Raw genomic sequence first — 18,817 nt, forward strand, 5'->3', positions numbered from 1 at the left:
TTTGCGCTCCGAGGTTGAGTCGGGGCGGCGTACGCTATGCCGCTGTTTTCGCCCCTCAATCCCGGTGTGGATACACCAATTGAAGTCGATAGGGGGTTTAGGTGACCGGGCAGTTCTTGAAAAAGATGGGGGCCATTTCGGCAGCCGCAATGGCGCTGGCACCCGTTCTTGCCACGGCGCAGGAAAGCGCGGGCCATCCCGTTCCGGGCCAATTCCACCTTCAGCCATCGGTCACCCCGATCATGGACTCCATCGTGGCTTTCCACGACGGCATCCTGATGTGGACCATCACCCTGATCGTGGTCTTCGTGCTGGCACTGCTGGTATGGATCGTGATCCGCTACAATGCCAAGCGGAACCCGGTTCCTGCGGCCTTCACCCACAATACGCTGGTTGAAGTGGTCTGGACGGTCCTGCCCATCGTCATCCTGATCATCATCGCCATCCCCTCATTCGGTGTCCTGAGCGACCAGCTCACCACGCCCGACGGGGAGCGCAAGTATCTCGGCTCCAACATCTTCTCCTTCGGTGAAGTCGATGTTCCGGCACCCGAGCTGACCATCAAGGCCACCGGCCAGCAGTGGTACTGGGATTATGAATATGTCGATCAGGGGCTGACCCTGACCTCGATCATGCTCAATGAAGACGATCGCAACGCCACCAAGCCAAACCAGCCGCGCCTGCTCGCGGTGGACAATGAGCTTGTCGTGCCGGTCGATACGACCGTGCGCCTGCAGGTGACTGCCGATCCGCTTGGCGTCATCCACGCTTTCGCCGTGCCGTCCTTCGGCATCAAGATCGACGCGGTTCCCGGCCGTCTCAACGAGACGTGGTTCAATTCGCGCGAGACCGGCATGTTCTACGGCCAGTGCTCGGAACTCTGCGGCAAGGACCACGCCTTCATGCCGATCGCAGTGCGCGTCGTCACCAAGGAAGAATTTGCAGCCTACATGGCGGCTTTCGAGGGCGGTGACTACACCGCCGCTACCGCGACGCTCGCGGCAGTGCAGTAAGAACACGGGTCAGGGGATACACTAATGGCCGACACGACCGCTCACCTCGAAGCCCACGCGACCGGACACGACGCCGCGTCGCACCATGAACCGACCGGCTGGCGCCGTTGGGTCTATTCGACCAACCACAAAGACATCGGCATCATGTACCTGGTCTTCGCGATCGTCGCGGGGATTCTGGGTGGCTTGCTCTCCGGCGTGATGCGCATGGAGCTGCAGGAGCCAGGCATTCAGATTTTCCACGGCCTGGCCTCCATGGTCTATGGCGTGGAAGGTGGCGAAGCCATCGACGCCGGCAAGCACATGTACAACGTGTTCACCACCGCGCATGCGCTGATCATGGTGTTCTTCGTGGTCATGCCGGCCACCATGGGCGGCTTTGCCAACTACTTCGCGCCCCTGATGATCGGCGCGCCCGATACCGCTTTCCCGCGTATCAACAACATCGCCTTCTGGCTGCTGCCGCCGGCTTTCATCCTGCTGCTGATGAGCCTGTTCTTTGAAGGCACCGGCCCCGGCGCACTCGGCTTCGGTGGCGGCTGGACGGTTTACCCGCCGCTCTCGACCTCGGGACATCCTGGCCCGGCCATGGATTTCGCCATCCTGTCGCTGCACGTGGCTGGCGTGAGCTCGATCCTGGGCGCCATCAACCTCATCACCACCATCTTCAACATGCGCGCGCCGGGCATGACGCTGCACAAGATGCCGCTGTTTGCCTGGTCCGTGCTGGTGACCGCCTTCCTGCTGCTGCTGGCCCTGCCGGTGCTGGCCGGTGCCATCACCATGCTGCTGACCGACCGCAATTTCGGCACGACCTTCTTCAATCCGGCTGGCGGCGGCGATCCGGTGCTGTTCCAGCACCTGTTCTGGTTCTTCGGTCACCCTGAAGTCTACATCATGATCCTGCCGGGCTTCGGCATCATCAGCCACATCGTCTCGACCTTCAGCCGCAAACCGGTCTTCGGTTACATGGCCATGGCCTATGCCATGGTCGCCATCGGCTTCGTCGGTTTCGTCGTGTGGGCGCACCACATGTACACGACCGGCCTGAGCCTTGACGTTCAGCGCTACTTTGTGGCCGCCACCATGGTCATCGCGGTGCCCACGGGCGTGAAGATCTTCAGCTGGATCGCCACCATGTGGGGCGGCTCGATCACCTTCAAGTCGCCCATGCTCTGGGCCATCGGCTTCATCTTCCTGTTCACCGTTGGCGGTGTGACGGGTGTGGTGCTGGCCAATGCCGGTGCCGACCGTGCCCTGCACGACACCTATTATGTCGTGGCGCACTTCCACTACGTGCTGTCGCTGGGCGCCGTGTTCTCGATCTTCGCGGCCTGGTACTACTGGTACCCGAAGATGTTCGGCTACATGTACAACGAGTTCCTGGCCAAGCTGCACTTCTGGGTCATGTTCGTTGGCGTGAACCTGATCTTCTTCCCGCAGCATTTCCTCGGCCTTGCCGGCATGCCGCGCCGCTATATCGACTACCCGGATGCCTTCGGCATGTGGAACCGCGTCTCCTCGGTCGGCTACTACATCACCTTCGTCGCCATGATCATCTTCTTCTACGCGACCTGGGAAGCTGCCCGGAAGAAGCGTCCCGCCGGTGACAATCCGTGGGGTGATGGTGCAACCACGCTGGAATGGACCCTGTCCAGCCCGCCGCCGTTCCACCAGTTCACGACGCTTCCCAAGATCGACTCGACCAACGCGCACTAGCGTAATCCGGGCCGCGTTCGCGCGGCCCGTCTCCGAACCGTAAAGGCAAGGCCATTGGCTCTTCTCGACGACAGCAGGAACCTGCCAGGCATCGCCGGCGAAGCGCGCGTGGAGGATTACCTCGCGCTGCTGAAGCCGAGCGTGATGCAGCTGGTCGTGTTCACCGCCATTGTCGGCCTGATCGTGGCCCCCGGCGGCATCAATCCGGTCATCGCGATCATCGCCATTGCCTGTATCGCCATCGGTGCGGGCGCCTCTGGCGCGCTCAACATGTGGTATGACAGCGACATCGACGCCGTCATGAGCCGCACGCAGAACCGCCCGATCCCCGCAGGGCGCGTCACCCGTGAGCAGGCGCTGGTCTTCGGCCTGGTGCTCTCGGTGTTTTCCGTGGCGCTGCTCGGGCTGGCCACCAATTGGGTGGCCGCGGGGCTCCTCGCCTTCACCATCTTCTTTTACGCCGTCATCTACACGATGTGGCTCAAGCGCTCGACGCCGCAGAACATTGTCATCGGTGGCGCCGCAGGCGCTTTCCCGCCCATTGTCGGCTGGGCGGCGGTGACGGGCAATGTGTCCTTCGAAAGCGTCGTGCTGTTCCTCATCATCTTCCTGTGGACGCCGCCGCATTTCTGGGCGCTGGCGCTCTACAAGCAGTCCGATTATGGCGCGGCGGGCGTGCCCATGATGCCCAATGTCGTCGGCGAAGCCTCCACCAAGCAGCAGATCTTCGGCTACACGCTGATCCTGGCCGCTGCCGCCATGCTGCCGACTTTCTTCGGCTTTGCCGGCTGGATCTACACGACCGTGGCCGTGGTCACCGGTGCATCCTTCACCTATCTCGCCTGGCGCCTGCTGGTTACGCGCGAGGATGTGGCCATGCGCAAGGCGGCCCGGACACTGTTCAACTATTCGCTGAGCTACCTGTTCATCGTGTTCTTCGCCTTCATGACCGATAACCTGCTGACCCGCTTCGGAGGTTTCATCTGATGAGCGCACCGAACGAAATCCGCAGCGTCGAAGTCGATACGCCCGAGATCGCCGCAGCGCGCGCCCGCCTGCGCCGCCGCCGCTCCATTGCCATTGCTTTGGGCCTGGCGCTGTTCGCCGTGACATTCTACGCGCTGACCATCATCAAGATGGGCCCCGCTCTGTTTGACCGGACACTCTGATGGTTGATCTGACCAATCCCGCGATCGATCCTGCAATGGCGCGCCGCAACCGGCGCGTGGCTATTGCCGGCCTGTTCATCGCCGCCGGCATGGTCGGCCTCGCCTATGCTTCGGTGCCGCTCTACCAGCTGTTCTGCCAGCTGACCGGCTTTGGCGGCACTACGCAGGTGGCCGGCGACAGCCCCAAGGGCGCGATCGCACGCGAAATGACTGTGCGTTTCGATTCCAACGTGGCCAATGACCTGGCCTGGTCGGTTACCCCGGCCGCCTCGATCACCGATCGCATCGGCATGGTCGATACCGTCAACTACGTGGCGACCAACAATTCGGACGGGCCGATCACGGGCACGGCCGTGTTCAACGTCTCGCCCGCCAAGGCCGGCGCCTATTTCAACAAGATCGAGTGCTTCTGCTTCACCGAGCAGACGCTGCAGCCCGGTGAAACCGTGGACATGCCGATCGTCTTCTTCATCGATCCCGAACTGGCGGACAATCACGAGCTTGCCACTGTCAACGAGATCACACTCTCCTACACTTTCTACGCTTCAGACAACGAGGGAAGCTGACTATGGCCGGAATAGCCAAGAACCACGATTACCACATGGTCGAGCCGAGCCCGTGGCCGTTCGTCATGTCGGTTGCGGTCCTCATCATGGCCATGGGCGGCATCTTCTGGATGCACGAATGGACCCCGTGGGTCTTCTTCATCGGCCTCGTGGGCGTGCTCTACACCATGTATGCGTGGTGGAGCGATGTGATCAAGGAAGCCAACCAGGGTGACCACACCGCGGTCGTGCAGATGCATCACCGCTACGGCATGATGCTCTTCATCGCTTCCGAAGTGATGGTGTTCTTCGGCTTCTTCTGGGCCTATTTTGACGGCTTCTTCCGCCTCGATGACGTCGAGCAATATGCCCGCGTCGCCGCAACCGGCGGTGTCTGGCCGCCGACCGGCATCGAGCTGTTCGACCCCTTTCACCTGCCGCTGTTCAATACTCTGCTGCTGCTGACCTCGGGCACCACCGTGACCTGGGCGCACCATGCGCTGCTCGAGAATGACCGCGAAGGCCTCAAGTGGGGCCTCGTTCTCACCGTCCTGCTCGGCGCGATCTTCACCTGCGTGCAGGCCATCGAATATATGGAAGCCGGCTTCAGCTTCGGCGGCAACATGTATGGCGCCACCTTCTTCATGGCGACCGGTCTGCATGGTTTCCACGTGCTGGTCGGCACCATCTTCCTGCTGGTCTGCCTGATCCGCGCCCTGCGTGGCGACTTCACCCCCGAGCGCCATCTCGGCTTCGAATTTGCCGCCTGGTACTGGCATTTCGTGGACGTGGTGTGGCTGTTCCTGTTTGCCTCCATCTACGTCTGGGGCAGCTGGGGCGTGGCGATCCACCACTAGCATCGGCCGGACATCTTTACGGGGCGCGGCCACAGGCTGCGCCCCGATCCATTTGGAGGCCCTATGGCCCGACCCGCCCCGATCATCACCGGCCTCAAATGTCGCTGCCCACGCTGCGGCGAGGGCAAGCTGTTCACCGGCTATCTCAAGCTGGCACCGGCCTGCTCGTCCTGCGGGCTTGATCTCAAATTCGCCGATAGCGGCGACGGCCCGGCGATCTTTGTCATCTTTCTCGTGGCGCCCATCGTCATGGTGCTCGCTTTGGCTGTCGGCGCGCTGTTCAACCCGCCACCCTATGTCCACCTGATGTTGTGGATTCCGGTCACAATACTGCTCTCGCTCGCGCTGCTGCCGCCCTTCAAGGGCGTGCTCATCGCGCTGCAATACCGGCATGACGCCCATGAGGGCCACCAATGAGCGAGAGACGCGGCCTCGGACCGGTGATGACCTGGACCTTCGTTGTCCTGATGCTGGCGCTTGCCGCCACCTGCGTCTGGCTCGGCTCCTGGCAGATGCAACGCCTGGCCGAAAAGGATGCGCTGATCGCCGCCGTCGCGGCGCGGCTCAATGCCGATCCGATACCCGTTCCCCCGGCGGACCAGTGGAACAGCCTCGATCTCGAAGCGCTCAATTTTCTGCCCGTCGCCCTGACGGGCACCTTCCGCTACAACCAGACCGTGACGGTCTTCACGAGCCTCGCCAATGCCCGGGGCCCGGCCTCCGGCCCCGGCTACTGGGTTGTCACGCCCTTCGTTCTCGCCGAAGGCGGCACGGTTTTCGTCAACCGCGGCTTCATCCCGGAGGACTTCCAGGAAGCGGCTGTGACCGATCCCCAAGGCGAGGACGGCCTTGTGACCATCAGTGGCCTCCTGCGCCCAGGCGAGGCCGCCGGCTTCATGACGCCGGGCCCCAATACCTCCGACCGCATCGAATGGGTACGCGATCCCGAACGGCTCGCCGCCATGGTCGACCCGGCCCTCGCGCCCTTTGCGCCCTTCTATGTCGATCTGCCGGCGGGACCGGCAGGGGAACTGCCGCAGGGCGGGGAGACGGTCGTCGAATTCCCCAACAACCATCTGGGCTATGCCTATACGTGGTACGGCTTTGCCATCGTCGCCGTCGTCATGCTGGGCTTCTGGCTGGCCCGGCAGCGTGTCGTCAGCAAGGGTTGAGCGGCAAACTTGCGGTTCATCCCCTGTTTGAATAGGTTGCGACAATTCTAAAAGGGCTCTTCCCCCGAATGCAGTTTGTCTCCACGCGCGGCCAGGCGCCAGCGCTCGGCTTCTCCGACTCGGTTCTCGCGGGCCTGGCCTCCGACGGCGGGCTCTATGTGCCCCAGAGCTGGCCCCAGGTCAGCGCCGCAGATATCGCCGCCTTTGCCGGCAAGCCCTATGCCGATGTGGCCTATGCCATCATCAGCCGCTTCACCGGCGACGAAATCGCCCCGGAGCGACTCAAGGCCATTATCGACGAATCCTACGCCGTGTTCCGTCATCCCTCGGTTGCGCCGCTGCTCGAGCTCGAACCGAACCACTTCGTGCTGGAATTGTTCCACGGGCCGACCCTGGCCTTCAAGGACGTGGCCATGCAGTTCCTCAGCCGCATAATGGACCACATCCTGGCCGAGCGCGGGCTCAAGGCGACCATTGTTGGCGCTACATCAGGCGATACCGGCTCCGCCGCGATCGAGGCCTTTCGCGGGCGTGACACCACCGACATCTTCATCCTGCATCCGCGCGGTCGCACCTCACCGGTGCAGCGCCTGCAGATGACCACCGTGCTTGATGCCAATGTGCACAACATTGCGCTCGAAGGCACGTTCGACGACTGCCAGAACATCGTCAAGGCGATGTTCAACAACCACAAATTCCGCGACCATGTGCGCCTCTCCGGCGTCAATTCCATCAATTGGGGCCGCATCGTCGCGCAAATCGTCTATTATTTCACGGCGGCCGTTTCGCTGGGCGCCCCGCAGCGCAAGATCAGCTTCACCGTGCCCACCGGCAATTTCGGCGACATCTTTGCCGGCTATTGCGCCAAGGCCATGGGCCTGCCCATCGAGCGGCTGATCATCGCCACCAATGCCAACGACATCCTGCGCCGCACCTTCGATACGGGCCGCTACGAGATGGATGGCGTGGCCCCCACCATCAGCCCATCGATGGATATCCAGATCTCGTCCAATTTCGAGCGCCTGCTGTTCGAGGCAGCCGGGCGCGACGCGACAGCCGTGGTACGCATGATGGACAGTCTCAAGCAATCCGGCGGCTTTGCCCTGCCGGACCAGGCCCTGGCCGCCATCCGCCGCGATTTCGCGGCCGGCACCACAGGTGAAGCGGAAACGAAGGCGACGATTGCCAATACGCTTGCGGCTTCGGGCTATCTTCTCGACCCGCATACTGCCGTGGGCGCCCATGTGGCGCGGACGCATCTGGGGCCCACTCCCATGGTCACGCTGGCGACCGCCCATCCGGCCAAGTTCCCCGCAGCGGTCGAGGCAGCATCGGGCATTGCCCCCGCATTGCCAACATGGCTGGCCGACCTGCATTCGCGCGAGGAGCGTCTCAGCATCCTTGCCAACGACCAGACAGCGGTCGAAGACTTCATCTCAGCGCGTACGCGCGCTGCCTGACGCATTCGGGGGCCGGCGGTCGCTCGACCGCCAGGCCTCGAGGAGGAGCCTAGCGTGAGCGTACAATCGACGACCCTGGACAACGGCATGGTGGTGCTCACCGATGACATGCCGCATCTCGAAAGTGCCTCCCTCGGCGTCTGGGTCAAGGCCGGTGCGCGCAGTGAGCGCAAGGCGGAACACGGCATTTCCCACCTGCTCGAACATATGGCCTTCAAGGGGACGACCTCGCGCACCGCGCTGCAGATCGCCGAGGCCATCGAGAATGTCGGCGGCGATCTCAATGCCGCAACCTCCATCGAGCATACCGGCTATTTCGCCCGCGTACTGAAAGATGACGTGGTTCTGGCCGCCGACATCCTGTCAGACATCCTGCAGAATTCCCTGTTCGACGACGACGAGCTGACGCGCGAGAAACAGGTCATCGTCCAGGAGATCGGCGCGGCGCGCGACAATCCCGACGATCATGTCTTCGACCTGTTCCAGGCCGCGGCTTTCCCCACCCAGCCCATCGGCCGCACCATTCTTGGCACGGTTGATTCGGTGCGCGAATTCACGCCCGACACCGTCCGCAAATACATGAACCGCAATTATGTGGGTGACCACATGGTGCTGGCAGCGGCGGGCAATGTCGATCATGACGGGTTGGTCGAAGTGGCGCGAGACCGCTTTGCCGATCTCAAGCCCAATGGGGCGCCGGCCCCCCAGCGCGCCGAGTATCAGGGCGGCGAAGAGCGCCTCATCTCCGATCACGAACAGGCTCATATCGTACTCGGCTTCGAGGGCAGGGCCTATAATTCCGACGGCTTCTATGCCGCGCAGGTGCTGGCCTCTATCCTGGGCGGCGGCATGAGCTCCCGCCTGTTCCAGGAAGTGCGCGAGAAGCGCGGGCTGTGCTACTCGGTCTATTCCTTTCACTGGGCCTTCGCCGATAGCGGCGTCTTCGGCGTCGCCGCGGCCACCGGCCAGGACGAGGTAGCCGACCTGGTCCCCGTCGTGCTGGACGAGCTCAAGCGCGCCACAGAGACCATTACCGACGAGGAAGTGATCCGCGTCCGCAACCAGATCAGGGCCGGCCTGCTGATGTCGCTGGAGAGCCCTTCGGCGCGGGCGGGCCAGCTGGCACGGCAGCAGATATTGTGGGGCCGGCCCATCCCCATGGCCGAGACCGTGGAGCGCATCAACCGCATCACGGCCCACCGGGTGCAGGAAGTGGCCGAACAGATCCTCACGCAGGGGTCGCCAACGCTGGCCGGAATCGGGCCTATCGGCCATCTTGCCGATGTGGGCGCCATCGGCGACCGGCTCAAGCGCTGAGGCCGCCGACACGCCATGCTCTGGCCCTGGTCATCCCCCGCTCCCCTGATTGCCCTGCGCGGGCAGCGCCTGCTGCTGCGCCTGCCGCTGATGGCAGACTATGAGGACTGGTATGCACTGCGCCATTCCAGCCGGGATTTCCTCAGGCCCTTCGAACCCCGCTGGACCGAGGCCGACCTCGGTCGCCGCGTCTTTGCGCAGCGCGTCAGGCGCGCACGCGAGGAGGCGGAGGAAGGGACGGACTATTCCTTTTTCATCTTCCTGACGACGGGTCGGGATGAAGCCCTAGTTGGTGGCATCACCCTGTCCAATGTGCGTCGCCGCGCCGCGCAATTCGTCAATCTGGGCTATTGGATGGGCCAGCCCTTTGCCGGCCAGGGGCTGATGACCGAGGCGGTGGCGACCACCCTGCCATTCGTCTTCGACACGCTGGACCTGCACCGCATCCATGCCGCCTTCCTGCCCGGCAACACCGCGTCGCGCCGGGTGCTGGAGAAGAATGGCTTTGTCGAAGAAGGCTTTGCCGAGAAATATCTGCAGATCAATGGCCGCTGGGAAGACCACGTGCTGTTCGGCCTGACCAAGGAACGCTACGAGATCAGCCGCTTCAACCGGCGCCACGCGTGACCATTGTTGCCAATTGGCAACAGCCCCGCAAGCTTGTGGCAGGGGGCAATCCCCGCTACCAAAGGGCGCTCCCGCCAAGAGGATGCCGTCTCAGCGCGTCGTCGCTTTATGCGACCTTGCTGAAGCGCTGCCACAATGAAGCCTACCGCAGGATATAATCGCCCCTGATGCGTCACCTCTTTGCACTTGCGATGTGTCTTGCGTTCGCGCTGGGCGTCTTTGCTCCGGCCGCTGCTTTTGAAGTCATCTCGGTTCCCGAAGACGTCAATGCCGTCAATCTGTCCGACGTGATCGAGGTTCAGCCCGGCACGGATGGCCGCGTGCAATTGTCCACCGCACCGGGCGAGGACGGCATCATCCGGCGCATTGAGGTGCTGGCGAGCGAGCAGGGCACCAATCCGAGCTTTGCCCTTTTCGCGCTGCGCAACGAGAGCGACCAGCAGATCGAGCGCCTCTTGGTGGCGCCCTTCTTCCGCCTGCCGGGCTCCGGCATTTTCCAGCCCGATCTGGGCGATGATCGCCTCAAGGCGCTGACGCCGAGCGCCGGCATCCGCCCGGTCCGCCTCGTCGACAGCGAGGCCGATGTGTTCGAGGTCACGCTCGACCCCGGCGCGACGGTGACCTTTGTTGCCGAACTCACGGGCGAACAGCTGCCCGAGCTGTACCTATGGCAGCCCAATGCCTATCGCGACTACGTCAACTCCTTCACCCTGTTCCGGGGCGTGGTGCTGGGTGTAGCCTCGCTGGCGGCGGTGTTCCTGACCATCATGTTCGTGGTCAAGGGGCGCGGCGTCTTCCCGGCGACGGCCGCCTTTGCCTGGGCCGTGCTGGTCTATCTGCTCATCGATTTCGGTGTGTTGGGGCGCCTGCTCGGCCTGCCGGCAGGTGGCGTGCAACCGCTGCGGGCAGCAGCGGAGGCCGGCATCGCCACGACCCTGGCCGGGTTCCTGTTCATCTATCTCAATCTCCACCGCTGGCACCTGCGCTTCATCCATCTGGCGCTGGGCCTGGCGGCTTTGTTCCTGGCGCTGTTCGCCTTTGCCTTCTTCCAGCCAGCCATCGCCGCCACCATCGCCCGGCTGGTGCTGGCGTTGCTCGGCGTCTCGGGCTTCTTCCTGATCCTGCTGCTGGCGCTACGCGGCTATGACCGCGCCGTGCTGCTGGTGCCCACCTGGATCATCCTGATTTCCTGGCTGTTCTATGCCTGGCTCGTCCTCTCCGGACAGGTCTCCAACGACGTGGCGCAGCCGGCGGTCGGGGGCGGCCTCGTGCTCATCGTCATGTTGCTCGGCTTCACCGCTGTACAGCACGCCTTTTCCGAAGGGCAGGTGTCGATCGGCACGCTGTCGGAAGTCGAACGCCGCGCCCTGGCGCTGACCGGTTCGGGCGACTTCGTCTTCGACTGGAATATCGAGCGCGACCGCGTGTCGGTCAGCGACGAACTGGCGACGCGGCTGGGCGAGAAGCGCGGGGCCCTGCGCGGCGCCATCAAGCGCTGGCTCGATCGCGTGCATCCCGACGACCGCGACCGCTTCCGCACCGCCTTCGACACGCTGGTCGAGCTGCGCCGCGGCAAGGTCAGCGCCGATATGCGCATTGCCGGCCACGACGGCAGCTATCGCAGCTTCCGCATGCGGGTAAAGCCGGTGCTGGGCGGCGATGGCCAGGTCAACCGCATCGTCGGCACCCTACAGGACGTGACCGAGGACCGCGCCTCCCGCGAGCGCCTGCTGCACGATGCCGTGCATGACAGCCTCACGGGCCTGCCCAACCGCATGCTGTTCCTCGACCGGCTGGAGCGCGCGCTGGTACGGGCGCGCACGCCGGGCGGTACCAAGCCCGCCGTGTTCCTCATCGATATCGACCGCTTCATGGAGCTTGAGGAACGCATCGGCCATTCGGCTGCCGATTCGGTCCTGCTCGCGATTTCTCGACGCATCGCCCGCATCATGCGGCCGCTCGATACCGTGGCGCGTGTAACCGGCGACCAGTTCGCCGTCATCCTGGCGTCCGAGCAGGCCGCCGGCAAGATCGCCGAGACCGCCGAGCAGATCCGCAAGGCGCTCAAGGCCCCGTTCAATTTCGGCGACCGCGACCTGACCCTGTCGGCCTCGATCGGCGTCACCATCTATGACAGCAACCCGGCCACAGCCGCCGATGTGCTGCGCGATGCCGAACTGGCCATGTATTACGCCAAGCGCCTGGGCGGCGACCGCATCGAGGCCTATCGCGCCTCCGCCCGCTCCATCGCCGCCTATAATCGCGCCAGCGAGGAAGACCTCGAACGCGGCATGAAGCAGGGCGAGCTGCATGTGCAGTTCCAGCCGGTCATGGATATCCAGAGCGGCCAGATCGTCGGCGCCGAAGCGCTGATGCGCTGGACGCATCCGACGCGCGGCGTGGTCAATCCGGACGAATTCGTGCCGCTCGCCGAGCGCTCGGGCCAGATCGAAAAACTCGGGCGTCTCGCCTTCGAGCAATCGGCCGCCCAGGCCAAGGACTGGATGACGACGCTGGGCCTGCCCGAGGATTTCTTCATCTCGGTCAATCTCTCGCCCACCCAGCTGGCCACCGAGACCCTGCTCAACGACATGCGCAACCTGGTCAGCCAGGACAAGGAACTGGCGCGTCGCCTCAAGCTCGAGATCACTGAAAGCCAGGTGATGACCAATCCCGAGCATTCCGCCTATATGCTGCAGGCATTGCGCAATCTGGGCCTGGGTCTGGCGCTCGACGATTTCGGCACCGGCCACTCATCGCTGAGCTACCTGCACCGCTTCCCCTTCGACACCATCAAGATCCCGCAACCCTTCATCAAGATGGGCGAGACCAACGGCATCGCCCATACCCAGGGCCCGATCATCAAGGCCGTGGTGCAGCTGGCGACCGACCTCGACCTGATGGTCATCGCCGAGGGCGTCGAGACGCTGGACGAGATCGAACGCCTGCGCCAGCTCAACTGTCGCTATGCCCAGGGCTTCGCCTTCGGCGCGGCAATGACCGGCCCGGAATTCGGCAAGAAACTGTCGGCTCAGCTGGCGCGCTAGCGGGAACGTTCTGACCTCTCCCCAAGGGAGGGTGTGAAGAATGGGTCTCAGGCGTGTCCGGCATCGGGGCTCAGCGTCGCCCGGGTGATATGCAGGCTCGCCAGCGCCGCTTCATAGCGGTCGCTCACCGGGGTGTCGAACAGCAGTTCGCGGCTGAATGGGGCGGTCAGCCAGCCATTGTCGCCGATCTCGCCTTCGAGCTGGCCGGCGGCCCAGCCGCAGCAGCCCAGCGCAAACAGCGAGGCCCGCGGTGCCGGACCAAACGCCATGGCCTTGAGGATGTCGAGTGTGGCGGTGAGGCAGATGCCCTCGGTCACCGGATAGGTGTGGCCGCTGTGATAGTCGGAAGAATGCAGCACGAAGCCGCGCCCCTTCTCCACAGGTCCCCCGCGCATCACGGCGCGCTGGCGAATGCTGTCGGGCAGGCGTATCACCGCGTCCGGATCGCCCAGGTCGAGCTCGTCCAGAATGTCGGCAAAGCGCAGGTTGGCAAGCTCGTGGTTGACCACAAGGCCCATCGCCCCCTCGCTGCCGTGGCCAACGAGCAGGATGACGCTTTCCGCGAAGCGCTCGTCGGTCATGTCGGGCATGGCGACGAGGAATTGTCCTTCCAGTGTGCTCATGGCGCTAATGTAAGTCCCGACACCGCCCATGCCAAGTTACCAAGGTCTCGTGATGTATCAGACCTCTTCACGAAGGCATGATGGACTGTCAGCTATTTCTCAACCCCATCCTGCGCTAATGCCATCCCATGCGCCTTCTGTCCCTTGTCGCCGCCATCGCCATGCTCGCCTCGTCCGCCACGGCGGATGAAACGCCATGGCAGGAAGTGGCGCCCGGCGTGAAGCTGCGGCTGATCAGCACCGGCCAGGTCAAGTCCAGCGGCACCACGCTTGTCGGTCTCGAAATCGACATGCCCGAGACCAGCAAGACCTATTGGCGCGTGCCGGGGGATACCGGCCTGCCCACCGAGCTTGATCTGGCCGGCTCCACCGGCGTGCTGGGCCACCAGGTGCTCTGGCCCTATCCGACCCGGCACGAGACCGCCGACTATCTCGACTATGCCTATTTCGGCCCCACCGTCCTGCCCATCGAGGTGACAGTGGCCCCCGGCGCGCCCCGGCTCGAACTTGGCGCCATTCTGGGCGTCTGCTCCGATATCTGCGTGCCCGCCCAGGCGCATTTTTCGTTGCCGCTGCACGACGCAGAACCCGACCGGCCCAATGGCTTGCGCATCCGCCAGGCGCTGGCCATGGCCCCGATCGAATGGGACGGCGATCCCCAGCCCATCGGCAATGTCGAACTTCGGCGCGACGCAGCCATGCTGGCCGTCCGCGTCAACGATCCGGCGATCGACCCCGCCTCGCTGATCGCCGCCACGCCAAGCGGCGAGCCGCTGTTCGGCGCGCCGCAAAAAAGCCCCGAACCAAACCTAGTCCTCATCCCCATCCTGGGCAAAAGCGACGAAATCGACTTGGAAAACCAGGCTGTTCAGCTCACATTCCTCACAGGCATGGGAGCTTTCGAGGTCACACGGACCATCAGGGTGCCGACGGCCAGGTGAACGGTGCGAGGGGAAAGGGCCATTAGGCCTTGTCGACGGTGTGAAAGCCGCTTATCCCGAATGCACTTGAGACTGAGGAATGGCCACCGCCCTGGTGGCCAAGTCATGGGGCATATCCACATATGATCGATCGCGGCAGTCCGGTCCCGTCCGTGGGCGTAAAACTTGTCACCGCCGATGGCGCTACCGATACGACCAGCGATGCCATTCTCGGCACGGGGCTCGTCGTGCTCTTCACCGTCCCCGGCGCCTTTACGCCGACCTGCCATGTCAACCACCTGCCGGGCTTTGTCGCCAATGCGGCCAAGCTGAAGGCTGCCGGCATCGATCGTATCGTCTGCGCCACGGTCAATGACCATCACGTGGTCAAGGCCTGGGGCGAAGTCGCCGGCGCGCTCGGCACGGTCGATTTCATTTCCGACGGCAATGCCGAACTGGCCGAGGCGCTCGGGCTGATGAAGGACTCGACCGCCTTCGGCATGGGCATGCGCTTTGTGCGTTCGGCGCTGCTGATCCGCGACGGCGTTGTCGATGCCGTGTTCGTCGAAGACGCGCCGGGCGTCAATGCCAGCGGCGCGCCCGCCATATTGATGGCGCTCGAAGCCGCCTACAGCTAGTGTTTGCGTCAGGAGATCGCCCGATGAACCAAGCCTCTTTCCTGCTGCGCCTGTCGGCCGGTTTCGCTACCGCAACACTGCTGGCCGGCTGTTCCATGGGCGGCCTGTTCGGCAGCGGCAATGCCGCGCAGAACCAGCAGCTGCAGAATGCGACGGCGACGCCCGCAGCGGTGGCGCAAGCCCAGACCAGTGCGCTACCCGCCATCGCCACCGAATGCCCCCCCATCCGCGTCCGGCCTGGCGGCGAGGCGATGTTCTATTATGGTGGCGGCCGCACCGGCGACGCCCGCTCGCTGCAGTATCAGGGCGTCATCGACGAGACCTCGCGCAATTGCGTGGTTTCCAATGGCCTGATCACCGTCAATATGGGCGTGGTGGGCCGCGTCCTGCTCGGCCCTGCCGGAAGCCAGTCTTCGGTCAATGCCCCCATTCGCTTCGCCGTCGAGCGCGATGGCCAGGCCGTATTCTCCGAGAAGCACACCCTGCCGGTTGCGATTGCCGCCCCGGCCCGTTCGGCCGAATTCGTCAAGGTGCTCGAAAATGTCGCCATTCCCTATCTGGGCGGCGAAGAGATCACCATCTGGGTCGGCTTCGACACCAGGGGCTGAAATTCGGCAGTATCGCAGACAATCAGGGCCCGTGGATAAGTCCGCGGGCCTTTCTGTTTGTCGCACCGATATCTCAGTCGACGCCCTCCCCCTGCGGGGAGGGATCAAGGGGGGGGCGTTTAGCGCAGATATCCGGGCCAGTCGCCCCCCCCTCCCAGCCTCCCCGTCAAGGGGGAGGTCCTCAGTGTTTGCGGATAGTACGCCTACACTACTCCGCTGCCTTCGGCAGCTCGTCCTTGCGTTCCCACTTGAGGATCGGCGAGCGGGCCGCCCGCGTCTCGTCCAGCCGGCGGCGGGGTGCCTTGAGCGGCGCGGCGGTGAAGCGCGTCGTATTGCCCGCCTTGGCGTCGGTCGCCAGCTCCGCCATCACATCGCAGAAGTGGTCCAGCGTCTGCTTGCTCTCGCTTTCCGTCGGCTCGATCAGCATGGCGCCATGCACGACCAGCGGGAAATACATGGTCATGGGGTGGAAGCCCTCGTCGATCAGCGCCTTGGCGAAATCGAGCGTGGTGACGCCCGTACCAGCCAGGAAACTGTCGTCGAACAGCGCCTCATGCATGGTCGGATAGTCGCCGAACGGCACCGAGAACACGTGCTGCAGGCGCGCCTTGATATAGTTGGCGTTGAGCACGGCATCCTGCGCCGCCTGGGCAAGGCCGTCGCCGCCATGGCTGAGCATGTAGGTCAGGGCGCGCACATACATGCCCATCTGGCCCTGGAAGGCGGTGATGCGACCAAGCGCTCCGCCCTCGGTATGCTCGACCAGTTCCAGCCCATTGCTGCCCTTGCGCACGAAAGGCACCGGCGCGAAGGGCGCCAGGGCCTCCGACAGAACCACCGGGCCTGCGCCAGGCCCGCCGCCGCCATGCGGCGTCGAGAAGGTCTTGTGCAGGTTGATATGCATGGCGTCGATGCCAAGGTCGCCCGGACGGACGACACCCATGATGGCGTTGAAGTTGGCGCCATCGCAGTAGAAGAAGGCCCCGGCCGCATGCACGGCTTCGGCGATCTCGATGACCTGTGGTTCGAACAGCCCGCAGGTATTGGGATTGGTCAGCATGATGGCCGCCACTTCCGGCGACAGCGCATCCTTGACCGCCTGCACATCCACCGTGCCATCGTCCCGCGCCGGGATCGGCTTGACGGAATAGCCGAGGAAGGCCGCAGTAGCCGGATTGGTACCATGCGCGCTTTCGGGCACCAGCACGATGGTGCGGTGGCTCTGTCCGGCCGCATCCTGCGCCGCCTTGATCGCCATCATGCCCAGCAGTTCGCCATGCGCGCCGGCCTTGGGGGTCAGCGCGACGGCAGCTGTGTTGGTTAGCGTCATCAGCCAGTGGCTGAGCTGGTTCATCAGCTCCAGCGCGCCCTGCACGGTCGAGGCCGGCTGCAGCGGATGGATATCGGCAAAGCCGGGCAGGCGCGCCATCTTCTCGTTGAGGCGCGGATTGTGCTTCATCGTGCAGGAGCCCAGCGGATACATGCCGGAGTCGATCGAGTGGTTGAGCCGGCTGAGGCGCACATAGTGGCGCATCGCCTCGGGCTCGGTAAGCCCCGCCAGGTCGAGCGGCATCTTGCGCTCGAAGCCGCCGAGGCGGCCGGCCGAGATGGTCACATCCGGCAGGTCGACGCCGGAATGCTCGGTATCGCCGATTTCGAACAGCAGCGGTTCATTGGGCAGCAGTGCCGAGCCGGAGGTCGAGGTGAAGCCCGAAGCGCCGGTGCCGGTGGGGCGGCCCTGATTGTTCATGCTCATGCGAGTTCCTCCGAAAGGGCGGCGCAGAGCGCGGCAATGTCGGCGTCGGTGGTGAGTTCGGTCGCGGCCAGCACGATCAGGTTGGCCACGCTCGGATCGCTTGGCTCCAGCCGGCTGACCGGCACGCCAGCCAGAATGCCGCGCCGGGCCAGGCGCTCGATCAGCGTGGCGGCGGGCTGCGCCGTGCGGATGGTCATCTCATTGAAGAAGGTCTTGTTGAGCACTTCGACGCCCGTCACGGTCCCCAGCGCATCGGCCAGCTTGCAGGCATTGGCGTGGTTGAGGCGGGCGAGGCGGGTGAAGCCGGCTTCGCCGAGCAGCCCCATATGGATCGAGAAGGCGAGGGCGCAGAGCCCCGAATTGGTGCAGATATTGCTCGTCGCCTTCTCACGACGGATATGCTGCTCGCGGGTGGAGAGAGTCAGCACGAAGCCGCGCTGGCCTTCCGCATCGACGGTTTCGCCGCAGATGCGGCCAGGCATCTGGCGGATGAATTCCTTGCGCGTGGCCAGCAGGCCCAGATAGGGGCCGCCGAAATTGAGCGCATTACCGATAGACTGGCCTTCGGCCACGACAATGTCGGCGCCATAGGCGCCCGGCGCTTCGATGAGACCGAGTGACACCACCTCGGTGATGACCACGATCAGCAGCGCCCCCTTGGCATGGGCGGCGTCGGCGGCGGTCTTGAGATTGCGCAAATGGCCATAGAAGTCCGGCGTCTGGATCACGATGGCGGCGGTGGTCTCGTCGATATGGTCGAGAATGTCGCCCTGGCCCTCGGGCGAGGCCGAGAGGCATTCGAGATCGGCATCGTCCTTGAGATAAGCCTTCACCACGTCGCGGTAATGCGGATGGAGCCCCCCCGACAGCACGATTTTGTTGCGCTTGGTGAGGCGCCGCGCCATCAGCACTGCTTCGGCCGTACCCGTCGAGCCGTCATAGAGCGACGCATTGGCCACATCCATGCCGGTGAGCTTGGCCACCTGGGTCTGGAATTCGAACAGCATCTGCAGGGTGCCCTGCGAGATTTCCGGCTGGTAGGGCGTATAGGCGGTGAGCCATTCCGAGCGCTGGATGAGGTGGTCGACCGTGGCCGGCACATGGTGACGATAGGCGCCGGCGCCGACGAAGAACGGACCATCCGCTCCCGCATGGTTCTTGCCGGCCAGCGCCCGCATATGGGCCTCGACCAGAAATTCCGGGCTATGGGCGGGCAGGCCGAGATCAAAGGTCTTCAGCGCCTGCTTTGGAACGGCGCTGAACAGGGCATCGATATTGGCCGCACCGATAACGCCGAGCATTTCGGCGCGTTCGTGTTCGGAATGGGGGAGGTAGCGCATGGGGCC

The 18,817-nt window shown here is 64.1% G+C and carries 18 protein-coding genes; 15 read left to right on the forward strand and 3 right to left on the reverse strand.

The window, feature by feature from the left end:
• Positions 1-101: 101 nt before the first annotated feature.
• From coxB to ACLI1C_RS05440, 12 genes are all read left to right on the forward strand, one after another.
• The gene (gene coxB, locus ACLI1C_RS05385; protein ID WP_411395833.1) at positions 102-1,013 is read left to right on the forward strand and encodes a cytochrome c oxidase subunit II; all 912 of its coding nucleotides are present in this window, start codon (positions 102-104) and stop codon (positions 1,011-1,013) included.
• 24 nt (positions 1,014-1,037) lie between these two features.
• Positions 1,038-2,732: a cytochrome c oxidase subunit I gene (gene ctaD, locus ACLI1C_RS05390; RefSeq protein ID WP_411395834.1), complete on the forward strand. Its 1,695-nt coding sequence runs from the start codon at positions 1,038-1,040 to the stop codon at positions 2,730-2,732.
• Between the two features lie 54 nt (positions 2,733-2,786).
• Positions 2,787-3,719, forward strand: a complete 933-nt coding sequence (locus ACLI1C_RS05395) for a heme o synthase (RefSeq protein WP_411395836.1) — start codon at positions 2,787-2,789, stop codon at positions 3,717-3,719.
• Entirely contained in the window at positions 3,719-3,901 is a 183-nt protein-coding gene (locus ACLI1C_RS05400) for a hypothetical protein (protein ID WP_411395838.1), read from the forward strand. The genes ACLI1C_RS05395 and ACLI1C_RS05400 overlap by 1 nt, the downstream gene beginning before the upstream one ends.
• Positions 3,901-4,467, forward strand: a complete 567-nt coding sequence (locus tag ACLI1C_RS05405) for a cytochrome c oxidase assembly protein (RefSeq protein WP_411395839.1) — start codon at positions 3,901-3,903, stop codon at positions 4,465-4,467. Before ACLI1C_RS05400 ends, ACLI1C_RS05405 begins: the two co-directional genes overlap by 1 nt.
• A 2-nt stretch (positions 4,468-4,469) precedes the next feature.
• The gene (locus ACLI1C_RS05410) at positions 4,470-5,303 is read left to right on the forward strand and encodes a cytochrome c oxidase subunit 3 (protein ID WP_411395840.1); all 834 of its coding nucleotides are present in this window, start codon (positions 4,470-4,472) and stop codon (positions 5,301-5,303) included.
• A 63-nt stretch (positions 5,304-5,366) separates the two neighbouring features.
• Positions 5,367-5,720 carry a DUF983 domain-containing protein gene (locus ACLI1C_RS05415; protein WP_411395841.1) on the forward strand — a complete coding sequence of 118 codons (354 nt, stop codon included), beginning with the start codon at positions 5,367-5,369 and terminating at the stop codon, positions 5,718-5,720.
• Positions 5,717-6,475 carry an SURF1 family protein gene (locus tag ACLI1C_RS05420; protein ID WP_411395842.1) on the forward strand — a complete coding sequence of 253 codons (759 nt, stop codon included), beginning with the start codon at positions 5,717-5,719 and terminating at the stop codon, positions 6,473-6,475. Before ACLI1C_RS05415 ends, ACLI1C_RS05420 begins: the two co-directional genes overlap by 4 nt.
• A 68-nt stretch (positions 6,476-6,543) precedes the next feature.
• Entirely contained in the window at positions 6,544-7,935 is a 1,392-nt protein-coding gene (gene thrC, locus ACLI1C_RS05425) for a threonine synthase (RefSeq protein ID WP_411395843.1), read from the forward strand.
• A 54-nt stretch (positions 7,936-7,989) separates the two neighbouring features.
• Positions 7,990-9,252, forward strand: a complete 1,263-nt coding sequence (locus ACLI1C_RS05430; protein WP_411395845.1) for a M16 family metallopeptidase — start codon at positions 7,990-7,992, stop codon at positions 9,250-9,252.
• A gap of 15 nt (positions 9,253-9,267) precedes the next feature.
• A complete protein-coding gene (locus tag ACLI1C_RS05435; RefSeq protein WP_411395847.1) occupies positions 9,268-9,879 on the forward strand; it encodes a GNAT family N-acetyltransferase in 612 nt (203 codons plus the stop codon).
• Between the two features lie 167 nt (positions 9,880-10,046).
• Positions 10,047-12,926 carry an EAL domain-containing protein gene (locus ACLI1C_RS05440; protein ID WP_411395848.1) on the forward strand — a complete coding sequence of 960 codons (2,880 nt, stop codon included), beginning with the start codon at positions 10,047-10,049 and terminating at the stop codon, positions 12,924-12,926.
• A gap of 47 nt (positions 12,927-12,973) precedes the next feature.
• On the opposite strand, the gene ACLI1C_RS05445 is transcribed toward ACLI1C_RS05440, so the two are convergent.
• Entirely contained in the window at positions 12,974-13,549 is a 576-nt protein-coding gene (locus tag ACLI1C_RS05445) for a YqgE/AlgH family protein (protein WP_411395849.1), read from the reverse strand.
• Between the two features lie 128 nt (positions 13,550-13,677).
• On the opposite strand from ACLI1C_RS05445, the gene ACLI1C_RS05450 reads away from it, so the two are divergent.
• The 3 genes from ACLI1C_RS05450 to ACLI1C_RS05460 all read left to right on the forward strand — a co-directional run bounded on the left by ACLI1C_RS05450 (position 13,678) and on the right by ACLI1C_RS05460 (position 15,715).
• On the forward strand, positions 13,678-14,490 hold the full coding sequence (locus tag ACLI1C_RS05450) for a protein-disulfide reductase DsbD domain-containing protein (protein ID WP_411395850.1): 813 nt from the start codon (positions 13,678-13,680) through the stop codon (positions 14,488-14,490).
• 122 nt (positions 14,491-14,612) lie between these two features.
• Positions 14,613-15,107 carry a redoxin family protein gene (locus ACLI1C_RS05455; protein ID WP_411395851.1) on the forward strand — a complete coding sequence of 165 codons (495 nt, stop codon included), beginning with the start codon at positions 14,613-14,615 and terminating at the stop codon, positions 15,105-15,107.
• Positions 15,108-15,130: 23 nt separating this feature from the next.
• Entirely contained in the window at positions 15,131-15,715 is a 585-nt protein-coding gene (locus tag ACLI1C_RS05460) for a hypothetical protein (protein ID WP_411395852.1), read from the forward strand.
• Between the two features lie 208 nt (positions 15,716-15,923).
• On the opposite strand, the gene gcvPB is transcribed toward ACLI1C_RS05460, so the two are convergent.
• Positions 15,924-17,471 carry an aminomethyl-transferring glycine dehydrogenase subunit GcvPB gene (gene gcvPB, locus ACLI1C_RS05465; protein ID WP_411395853.1) on the reverse strand — a complete coding sequence of 516 codons (1,548 nt, stop codon included), beginning with the start codon at positions 17,469-17,471 and terminating at the stop codon, positions 15,924-15,926.
• Complete coding sequence (gcvPA, locus tag ACLI1C_RS05470; protein ID WP_411395854.1) at positions 17,468-18,811, reverse strand: aminomethyl-transferring glycine dehydrogenase subunit GcvPA; 1,344 nt, start codon at positions 18,809-18,811, stop codon at positions 17,468-17,470. The genes gcvPB and gcvPA overlap by 4 nt, the downstream gene beginning before the upstream one ends.
• Positions 18,812-18,817 lie beyond the last annotated feature (6 nt).

Origin of the sequence: Devosia sp. XGJD_8, from assembly GCF_046614475.1 — a bacterium.
In the GTDB taxonomy this organism is placed as follows: domain Bacteria; phylum Pseudomonadota; class Alphaproteobacteria; order Rhizobiales; family Devosiaceae; genus Devosia.